Source organism: Actinosynnema sp., assembly GCF_052038725.1.
The window spans coordinates 1-2,206 of record NZ_JBQGCX010000129.1; the positions used below are offsets into that span (position 1 = coordinate 1).

General features: G+C 71.4%; 1 protein-coding gene. It reads left to right on the top strand.

Features of this window, described 5'->3' with window-relative positions; translation table 11 throughout:
- The first annotated feature begins 44 nt into the window (after positions 1 to 44).
- Positions 45 to 1,172: a nucleotidyl transferase AbiEii/AbiGii toxin family protein gene (locus ACTUAL_RS02500; protein WP_440899128.1), complete on the top strand. Its 1,128-nt coding sequence runs from the start codon at positions 45 to 47 to the stop codon at positions 1,170 to 1,172.
- The last annotated feature ends 1,034 nt before the right edge of the window (positions 1,173 to 2,206 follow it).

Here is a 2,206-nt window from a genome sequence, read left to right on the forward strand (position 1 = left end):
CGCCGCGGACGCGCGGGTCAGGCGGTGACCACGAGGAGCGGTTCGTGACGCAGCGCTGCCACGGGGTCGGGCGGGAGACCGCGCGGATCCGGCTGGAAGCGCTGCTGGCGGCGGTGCGCGGGGTGCTCGGGGCGGGCGAGCGGGTGCTGGAGGTCGAGGAGGAGTACGTCGTGCACGACGACGCGCTCGACCTGGACCGGGGGTGGCTGGAGGGCTCGGCGGACCGGCACGCGTGGCACGAGGAGCGGCTGCGGACCGCGCCCGCCGGGGCGCCCGAGTTCCCCGTCACCTACCAGCCGATGCGGGTCCACCCAGGGGTCGGGTTCCAGCAGCGGGCGGTGTTCGACCCGGCGGTCAAGCAGTACGGGCACTCGTTCCGGGCCGGTGAGCCGGTGTTCGACGACCCGGCGCAGGGGGCGCGGTGGTTCGCGGCCCGGCGGGAGGCGGTGGCGCACGTGCTGGGGGTGGTGGAGCGGTCGCCGTGGGCGGGGAACCTGGTGCTGCGCGGGAGCGCGCTGCTGCGGGCGTGGTTCGGGGACGCGGCGCGCGAGGCCGGTGACCTGGACTTCGTGGTGGTGCCGGGGACGGTCGGGGTCCGGGACCACCTGGCCGAGGAGATGCTGGCCGGGCTGGTGGTGGCGCTGCTGACCGAGCCTGGGCCGGGGGTGCGCGGCGAGGGGGTGACCTCGGTGGACATCTGGACCTGCGAGCGGGCGTCCGGGCGGCGGCTGGTGTTCCCGTTCGACGTGCCGGGACTGCCCGGCGGGTCGGTGCAGCTGGACTTCTCGTTCGCGGAGGAGCTGCCGCTGCCGCCCGGTCGGGAGGTGGTGACGCCGTTGGGGACCTCGCTGCTGGTCGCTCCGCCGGAGCTGGTGCTGGCGTGGAAGGTGCAGTGGTTGATGACGGACATCTACCCGCAGGGGCGGGACCTGCACGACGCGGTGCTGCTGGCCGAGCGGACCACATTGCCGCTGGAGGTGGTGCGGGGGTTGCTGGAGCCGGAGCTGGGTGAGCAGGGGTTGGTGTTCACGGCCGGTGACCTGCGGTCCTTGGAGGGCGAGGTGGACTGGCCGAACTTCGCCGACGAGGACCCGGTGGCCTCGGCGGGCGGGGACGCCTCGGTGCTGCTGGACCGGCTGGTGGCGGCTCTGGAGCGGCAGGTTCGCGCTTAGCCGCGGGGGTGCTCGGGGCGGCTCTGATGCTGCTCCGTTACCCGGAAGAGTGATCCTGAAATACGTCGTTCCCAGGGTCTTAGCACCGCCGGTTTCACCGTGGAACAATTATCAGCAGGACGACGCGAGGCCTTCGGTCGGGCATTGCGCGAACGGTCCGGACCGGTCAGGTGCACCCCGGTTTCCGCGCCCGTTCCGCGAGTCCGATTCCCGACTTCGCGTGCACATGCGTACTAGACACCAGACAGTGCTTCTTAGGCGTGTCCTCGCCTGGGCGCACCGGGAAAGGAGGAGTTGCTGAACGCTGAACCCACAACTGAATGCGCAAGACGACCGCGAAGGCCGCGGGCCAGGGTGGTCGGGCTGACAGCTGCGAGCACCACGTCCGACCACGACGTGACGACCTCCGGGAGCGCGCCCCGGCGGTCCTCTCACGCCCACCCGGACGAGCAGACCCGACCACCTCACGCGGCGGCGCCCATTCCACCGACCCGGCGGTGACGCAGCAACCCTTTCCGGCTTCTCCGCCTTCTCCGGTTGGGCAAACGCCGCTCACCAGGCACTGAGCACCGACGTCAAATCCAGCTTTCGAAAGGCTACCGCTCGCCTCCACTGCGGTGGTTCCCGGAGGACGTGGTGTCCCCGTACAAATCACGCTGGTGCCGGTCAGCCAGTTCCTGCAAACGTGACCCACAGGTGCCCGCCATAGGCGCCGCCACCACAGACGGCCCCTCCAGCCCAGGGGCACCTACACCAGGAGCGCTCACACCAGTGGCACCCGCCAACGACCGCCCAGCCCCTGACCGCCCAGTCCCTGAGTGCCCAGCCCTTGAATGCCAGTGCCCCATTTCAGCGTGCGCCGGATGCATACGCCCAACCTCACCCACGCCATACCCCCGCTGGGGAAACGGACTGCTCGCAGTCTGCTGCAGACGCTCGGGAGACGCAGCCCCGAACCGCCCATCCGGCGGCGCCCACCCACTCAGGTAGCCGCTCACCGCACGCCCGGACAGGGGCGAGCACGGAACCAGCCC